Consider the following 7,491-nt stretch of genomic DNA (forward strand, 5'->3'; position numbering starts at 1 on the left):
TGCCATAGTGAGTTTGATAAGACAGTTCTTCTGACGGTACCCCAGCTTTGTCACGCGAAGCCGCACAGTCCGGCTGGCAAACCCGTCTGCATGCTCCAACGGCGCGAGGGCCGCCGGGGTTCCCGATCGTCCTACGTGCTTCGGCCCCGGGGGGGTTCAGCCGCCGTAGACGTGGGGCGCGAGCGTACCGACGAACGGGAGGTTGCGGTACTTCTCGGCGTAGTCGAGGCCGTAGCCCACGACGAACTCGTTGGGGATGTCGAAGCCGACCCACTCGACGTCGATGGCGACCTTGGCCGCGTCGGGCTTGCGCAGCAGCGTGCACACCTTCAGCGAGGCCGGCTCGCGCGAGCCGAGGTTGGAGATCAGCCAGGAGAGGGTCAGGCCGGAGTCGATGATGTCCTCGACGATCAGGACGTGCCTGCCCTTGATGTCGGTGTCGAGGTCCTTGAGGATCCGCACGACACCGGAGGACTGGGTGCCCGCGCCGTACGACGACACGGCCATCCAGTCCATGGTGACAGGGGTGGACAGCGCCCGGGCGAGGTCGGCCATGACCATCACCGCGCCCTTGAGGACACCGACGATCAGCAGGTCCTTGCCCGCGTACTCAGCGTCGATCTTCGCGGCCAGCTCGGCCAGCTTCGCGTCGATCTCTTCCTTGGTGATGAGCACCTGCTTGAGGTCGGCACCCATGTCTTTCGCGTCCACCCGCATCACTTTCGGTCGTCCCACCGGCCGGCCCGGACCCTCCTGGCGGAGGGTCGGGAATCAGCCTTGCCGAATCACCAGTCTGCCACCCTGTCGCTGGGCCACGACTTTGCCGGGGAGATTGATGGCTCCCTGGCCGCGCCAGCCGGTGATCAGCCGGTCGACCTCCTCGATGTGCCGGGCGAAGAGGGAACCGGCCGGGGCGCCCGCCTCGATGGCGGCGCTGCGCAGGATGCGGCGGCGGACGGCGGGCGGCAGGGCGTAGAGCTTGGCGCACTCCAGAAGGCCCGCGGTGTCCCGTACGGAGGCCTCGGCGCGGCGGGCCCAGGAGTCCAGGGCGTCGGCGTCGTCGCGGGAGAGCTGGGCCGTCCGGGCGAGTGCCTCGACGACCCCCTTGCCGAGTGCCTTCTCCAGCGCGGGCAGGCCTTCGTGGCGCAGCCGGGAGCGGGTGTAGGCGGGGTCGGCGTTGTGCGGGTCGTCCCAGACGGGGAGGGCCTGGACCATGCAGGCCTTGCGGGCGGTCTGCCGGTCGAGCTCGAGGAAGGGGCGGCGGTAACGGCCGCCGGCCCCCGAGACCGCGGCCATTCCGGAGAGGGAGCGGATGCCGGAGCCGCGGGCGAGTCCGAGCAGGACGGTCTCGGCCTGGTCGTCGCGGGTGTGGCCGAGCAGTACGGCGGCGGCGCCGTGGCGAACGGCTGCGGCATCGAGGGCGGCGTAGCGGGCGTCGCGGGCGGCGGCCTCGGGGCCTCCCTCGCGGCCGACGGTCACGGAGGTGGACTCGACGGGGTCGAGGCCGAGTTCGCGCATGCGCAGGACGACTTCGGCGGCGCGCAGGTCGGAGCCGGGCTGCAGGCCGTGGTCGACGGTGACGCCGCCGGCCCGGACGCCGAGCCGGGGGGCCTCGAAGGCGAGGGCGGAGGCGAGCGCCATGGAGTCGGCGCCGCCGGAGCACGCCACGAGGACGAGCGGCGCGGGCGGGCGCTCGTACGCCCCCGGGTCGGGGTTCTGGTGGTCATTGAGGATGTCGTGGAGGACGCGGCGGACCGCCAGGCGTATCGCCGCGACCGCTGGATGGGGACCCATGTCCGGTTCCCTTCATGAAGTTTTCGGGGGGTGAGCCCGAGGTCGGTCACTCAGAGTGTGTAGATGGTGACAGAACCGGGCCGTTCCCCGAGCATCGCACGCCTGTCGAGGGCTCACGGTCCCTCGGACGGGTGATTGAAGGGGCGTTCGCCTGCCGTGGGCCGGATCTGGTTCACCACGTTCCGGGCGGGGTCATGACTCGGCCTTGCGGTGCACCCGGGCGACCCAGTCCGCCGGTTTGGCGATCTCGGCCTTGGTGGGGAGGGTGTTCGGGGAGGTCCAGACGCGGTTGAAGCCGTCCATGCCGACCTGGTCGACGACGGACCGCACGAACTTCTCGCCGTCCTTGTACTGGCGGAGCTTGGCGTCCAGGCCGAGCAGTTTGCGCAGGGCGACGTCCAGCCGGGAGGCGCCCTTGGCGCGGCGCTGCTGGAACTTCTCGCGGATCTCGGAGACGGACGGCACGACATCCGGGCCGACGCCGTCCATGACGAAGTCGGCGTGGCCCTCCAGGAGGGACATCACGGCGGTGAGCCGGCCGAGGATCTCCCGCTGGGCGGGGGTCTGCACGAGTTCGACGAGGGAGTGGCCGCCGTCGTCCTCCTCGCCCTCGGGGCGGCCGCCGGCGAGGGACTGGGCGGCTTCCCTGACCCGCTCCAGGAAGGTCATGGGGTCGACGTCGGTCTCCCCCAGGAACGACTGGATCTCGCCCTCCAGGTGGTCGCGCAGCCAGGGCACCGCGGAGAACTGGGTGCGGTGCGTCTCCTCGTGGAGGCAGACCCAGAGGCGGAAGTCGTGAGGGTCGACGTCGAGTTCGCGTTCGACGTGGACGATGTTGGGCGCGACGAGCAGCAGCCGGCCGCCGTTCTTGGCTCCGGCGGGGAGTTCGCGGGTGGCGGGGGCGAAGGTCTCGTACTGCCCGAGGACGCGGGAGGCCAGGAAGGACAGCAGCATGCCCAGTTCGACGCCGGTGACCTTGCCGCCGACCGCGCCGAGGACCGCGCCGCCGGGGCTGCTCCCACGGCGTTCCTGCATCTTGTCGAGGAGGGGCTTGAGGATCTCCCGGAACCCGGCGACGTTCGCCCGGACCCAGCCGGGCCGGTCGACGACGAGGATCGGGGTGTCGTGGATGTCCTCGGTGCCCATCCGGGTGAAGCCGCGGACGTGTCGCTCCGAGGCCTTGGCGTGCCGGCGCAGTTCCGCGACGACGGTGCGGGCCTCGTCACGGCTGACCTCGGGGCCCGGCCGCACCAGCCGGGTCGCGGTCGCGACCGCGAGATTCCAGTCGACCATCCCAGCAGATGCAGCACCACCGATGCTCGTCATGTGTCAACCGTACGTGAGCGCCGCCGGTTGGGGCAGGCCGCGAGGCGTCGATCAGGGGGACGTCAGGGTCGGGGGCGGGGCGGCGTCGGGGATCTCCCGGAGGGCCGCGGTCACCTGCATCCGCAGCCGGCGAGGGCCGTCGCGGTCCTGTCCAGTGCCGTCTGGGCCGCGGTCGGGTCGGTCGTGGCGGAGGTGAGCAGGGCGAAGGCCAGCAGGCGCCCGTCCTGGTCGACGACGGTGCCGGCGAGGGTGTTCACGCCGGTCAGGGTGCCGGTCTTGGCCCGCACGACGCCGGCCGCGCCGTCGGCGTAGCGGGTGCTGAGGGTGCCGGTGAAGCCGGCGACGGGCAGGCCGGTGAGGACGGGGCGCAGCTCGGGCCGGTCCGGGTCGCCGGCCTTGACCAGCAGGGCGGTCAGCAGGGTCGCGGTGAGGCGGTCCTCGCGGTCGAGCCCGCTGCCGTCCTTGAAGGCGGCGCCCGTCATGGGCAGGCCGAGCTTCTTCAGCTGGGCCTGGACGGCCTTGCCGCCGCCGGCGAAGTCGGCGCGGACTCCGGTCGCGAGGGCGGTCTGGCGGGCGAGGGCCTCGGCGATGTCGTTGTCGCTGTTGGTGAGCATGCGTTCGACCACGGTGGACAGCGGGGGCGAGGAGACCGTGGCGAGCGTCTGCGCGCGCGTGGTCGCCTTCGAGGGGCCGGGGGCCGTGGTCGTGATGCCGTCGGCCTTCAGGAACTCCGCGAACTTGCCGGTGGCGTCGACCGCCGGGTCGCTCACGCGGGTCGCCGGGCCGCTCGTCGAGTCGTCGATGCGGCCCTCGTCGGCGCTCAGGGCGGTGACGGGGGCGAGGTTGGGGTTGACCCCGATGGGGTGAATCCGGGAGCCGGCGAAGAGGGTCGTGTCGTACGAGAGGGTGACGTCGGTGATGCCGCGCTTCTTGAGCGCCTTGGCCGTCGAGGCGGCGAGGGTGCGCAGGCTCGCCCAGCCCTGGGCGTCCTTGCGGGCGGTGAGGGTGGGGTCGCCGCCGCCGACGAGGACGAGTTCCCTGGTGTCGGGTTCGAGCGCGGCGCGGGTGGTGAGGCGGTGGTCGGCGCCCATCGCGGAGAGCGCGGCGACGGCGGTGGCGATCTTCGTGGTGGAGGCCGGGGTCAGCGCCTCGTCGGCGCCGGAGCCGTACAGGCGCTTGCCGGTGGCCACGTCGACGACCGCGACGGTGTGGCGGGCGCCGAGGGCGGGATCGGCCAGCAGGCGGTCCAGGACGGCGGCGAGGCCGGTGCTGGTCGGCAGGGCGTCCGGGGCGGACTTCACGGTGCCGGCGGCGCCCCCGAGGCCGGTGAGGACGGAGGCGGCGCTGGGGGCGGGCCGGGGCGCCCCGGCGGCCGTGTCGGACGTACGGGACGAATCGTTCTTACGGCCGTGATCTGCGCCACCCGTACGTTCCAGGGCGGCTGCCCGGTCCCGCTCGGCCGTACGCTGACCGGTGGAGTCCCAGGGACCGGCGGCGGTCACCACGCCGGCGGCCAGCGCCAGACCGGCGGTCGCCGCACCCGCGGTGTACTGCCAGGACCTGACGCCCGGACCGGCCTTCGTGATCCGTGCGAGCCGCGGCCCAGCCGCCCGCGTCAGCCGTGCGACCTGCGGCTTGGCGGCCGCCGCGACGCGCGTCAGAGAGGGTCGTACGATCCCTGCGGCCCGTGCCAGACGCGGTCGTACGGCGTCCGTGATCCGCACCACATGCGGTCTCGCGGCTCGCCAAGGCCTCAGCTCTGGCACGACCACCAGCCCCTTTCGCGATCACACACCTGCGTGAGGGACACTTAACCACCAGAACTATGTGCTGATCATGGAGGAGCCACCGGTGGAGTTCGACGTCACGATCGAGATCCCGAAGGGTTCGCGGAACAAGTACGAGGTGGACCACGAGACCGGTCGGATCCGCCTGGACCGTCGACTCTTCACCTCGACCGCCTACCCGACCGACTACGGCTTCGTCGAGAACACCCTCGGCGAGGACGGCGACCCGCTGGACGCGCTGGTCATCCTGGACGAGCCGACCTTCCCGGGCTGTCTCATCCGCTGCCGCGCGATCGGCATGTTCCGTATGACGGACGAGGCCGGCGGCGACGACAAGCTGCTGTGCGTCCCGGCGACGGACCCGCGCGTGGAGCACCTGCGCGACATCCACCACGTGTCGGAGTTCGACCGCCTGGAGATCCAGCACTTCTTCGAGGTCTACAAGGACCTGGAGCCCGGCAAGTCCGTCGAGGGCGCCGACTGGGTGGGCCGCACCGACGCCGAGGCCGAGATCGAGCGGTCGTACAAGCGCTTCAAGGACCAGGGCGGTCACTGACCTCCCGTAGTCCCGGAAAGGGCCGCACGCGCACGCGTGCGGCCCTTTCGCGTTCTGTGCGCATACTGAGGCCTACGGAAGGTGTCGTTCAGGGAGCGTTTCTCAGTGACGGAGGCGGAGGACCGCAAGCCGCAGTCGGACGAGGCGAGGGGTTCCTACGACCCCGAGGTGACCTCCGAGTTCGCCGTTCCGGAGGGGGTGGAGGTCTCGCCCGCCCCGGAAGCGGAGGGCTCGGCGTTCAGTCCGCCGAGCACGTACAGCGCCCGCGGCGGCCCGCCCGCGTTCACACCGGCCGGCGGGATACCCGTGGTCAGTCTGACCAAGGACGTGCCCTGGCAGGACCGGATGCGCACGATGCTGCGGATGCCGGTGGCCGAGCGGCCCGCGCCGGAGCCGCCCGCGAAGGCGGAGGAGGGCGGTCCGGCCGTCCCGCGCGTGCTCGACCTGACCCTGCGCATCGGTGAGCTGCTGCTCGCGGGCGGGGAGGGCGCGGAGGACGTGGAGGCCGCGATGTTCGCGGTGTGCCGCTCCTACGGGCTGGACCGCTGCGAGCCGAACGTCACCTTCACACTGCTGTCGATCTCCTACCAGCCCTCGCTGGTGGAGGACCCGGTGACGGCGTCCCGGACGGTACGCCGCCGGGGCACCGACTACACGCGTCTGGCGGCCGTCTTCCGGCTCGTGGACGATCTGAGCGACCCGGAGACCCACATCTCCCTGGAGGAGGCCTACCGGCGGCTCGCGGAGATCCGCCGCAACCGGCACCCGTACCCGACCTGGGTGCTGACCGGGGCGAGCGGGCTGCTCGCGGGGGCGGCCTCGGTCCTCGTCGGCGGTGACGCGATCGTGTTCGTGGCGGCGGTGCTGGGCGCGATGCTCGGGGACCGGCTGGCGTGGCTGTGCGCGGGGCGCGGGCTGCCGGAGTTCTACCAGTTCCTGGTTGCCGCGATGCCCTCGGCCGCCATGGGCATCGCGCTGACGCTGGCGCACGTCGACGTGAAGGCGGCCGCGGTCATCACCGGCGGACTGTTCGCGCTGCTGCCCGGGCGGGCGCTGGTGGCGGGCGTCCAGGACGGGCTGACCGGCTTCTACATCACCGCGGCGGCCCGGCTCCTGGAGGTCATGTACCTCTTCGTGGGCATCGTGGTGGGCGTGCTGGTGATGCTCTACGTCGGCGTCCAGCTGGGCGCCCATCTCAACCCCGACGCGGCCCTGGGCATCTCCGAGCGGCCGCTGTGGCAGATCGGCGCGTCGATGCTGCTGTCGCTGACGTTCGCCGTGCTGTTGCAGCAGGAACGATCCACCGTGCTGGCCGTCACCCTGAACGGGGGTGTGGCCTGGTCGGTGTACGGCGCCATGCACTACGCCGGCGGGATCTCGCCCGTGGCCTCCACGGCCGTCGCGGCGGGGGTGGTGGGGTTGTTCGGGCAGTTGCTGTCGCGGTACCGGTTCGCGTCGGCGCTGCCGTACACCACCGCGGCGATCGGGCCCCTGCTGCCCGGGTCGGCCACCTACTTCGGGCTGCTGGCGATCGCGCAGAACGAGGTCGACGCGGGGTTGGCGTCGCTGACCAAGGCGGCGGCGCTGGCCATGGCGATCGCCATCGGCGTGAACCTGGGGTCGGAGGTGTCCCGGCTGTTCCTGCGGATCGGATCGCTGGAGAAACGCCGGGCCGCCAAGCGGACGCGGGGCTTCTGACCTAGTAGCCCTGGTTCTGGTTGTACGGGTACTGCTGCTGGGGGTACTGCTGCCGGCCGCCGTAGTAGTCGTTGGCGTAGGGCTGCGGCTGCTGCTGGGGCTGGGCGTAGTAGTCGTGCTGCTGGGGCTGCTGGTCGTCGATGCGGCGGAGCTGGGTCGTCGCGTCGTCCATGACCGGGTACTGGGGCTGGTGCGGCTGCTGCTGCTCGGGGGCCGCGGGCTGCTGGTGCTGCGGGTTCTTCTTGGCCTGGGAGCGGGCGCGGAGGAACTCGATGACGATCGGGATCACCGAGATGAGGACGATCAGGATGAGGATCGCCTCGATGTTCT

The 7,491-nt window shown here is 71.7% G+C and carries 6 protein-coding genes and 1 pseudogene; 2 read left to right on the top strand and 5 right to left on the bottom strand.

Features of this window, described 5'->3' with window-relative positions:
* Positions 1 to 156: 156 nt before the first annotated feature.
* The 4 genes from hpt to dacB form a co-directional block, all read right to left on the bottom strand.
* On the bottom strand, positions 157 to 717 hold the full coding sequence (gene hpt / locus ACIRF9_RS44555) for a hypoxanthine phosphoribosyltransferase (protein WP_264930168.1): 561 nt from the start codon (positions 715 to 717) through the stop codon (positions 157 to 159).
* 54 nt (positions 718 to 771) lie between these two features.
* A complete protein-coding gene (gene tilS / locus ACIRF9_RS44560; RefSeq protein ID WP_403834964.1) occupies positions 772 to 1,794 on the bottom strand; it encodes a tRNA lysidine(34) synthetase TilS in 1,023 nt (340 codons plus the stop codon).
* A 192-nt stretch (positions 1,795 to 1,986) separates the two neighbouring features.
* Positions 1,987 to 3,120 carry a zinc-dependent metalloprotease gene (locus ACIRF9_RS44565; protein ID WP_403834967.1) on the bottom strand — a complete coding sequence of 378 codons (1,134 nt, stop codon included), beginning with the start codon at positions 3,118 to 3,120 and terminating at the stop codon, positions 1,987 to 1,989.
* Between the two features lie 110 nt (positions 3,121 to 3,230).
* On the bottom strand, positions 3,231 to 4,847 hold the full coding sequence (dacB, locus tag ACIRF9_RS44570) for a D-alanyl-D-alanine carboxypeptidase/D-alanyl-D-alanine-endopeptidase (RefSeq protein WP_403834969.1): 1,617 nt from the start codon (positions 4,845 to 4,847) through the stop codon (positions 3,231 to 3,233).
* Positions 4,848 to 4,971: 124 nt separating this feature from the next.
* Here dacB and ACIRF9_RS44575 point away from each other — a divergent pair, with 124 nt between their 5' ends.
* Together ACIRF9_RS44575 and ACIRF9_RS44580 are read left to right on the top strand one after the other, a co-directional pair.
* Positions 4,972 to 5,463 carry an inorganic diphosphatase gene (locus tag ACIRF9_RS44575; protein WP_055637912.1) on the top strand — a complete coding sequence of 164 codons (492 nt, stop codon included), beginning with the start codon at positions 4,972 to 4,974 and terminating at the stop codon, positions 5,461 to 5,463.
* Positions 5,464 to 5,568: 105 nt separating this feature from the next.
* The gene (locus ACIRF9_RS44580) at positions 5,569 to 7,161 is read left to right on the top strand and encodes a threonine/serine exporter ThrE family protein (RefSeq protein ID WP_403834972.1); all 1,593 of its coding nucleotides are present in this window, start codon (positions 5,569 to 5,571) and stop codon (positions 7,159 to 7,161) included.
* A gap of 1 nt (position 7,162) precedes the next feature.
* Here ACIRF9_RS44580 and ACIRF9_RS44585 read toward each other — a convergent pair.
* Positions 7,163 to 7,491 (bottom strand): annotated as a pseudogene (locus ACIRF9_RS44585) (hypothetical protein); the annotation flags it as partial.

Origin of the sequence: Streptomyces sp. NPDC096132 (genome assembly GCF_044763345.1) — a bacterium.
GTDB lineage: Bacteria > Actinomycetota > Actinomycetes > Streptomycetales > Streptomycetaceae > Streptomyces.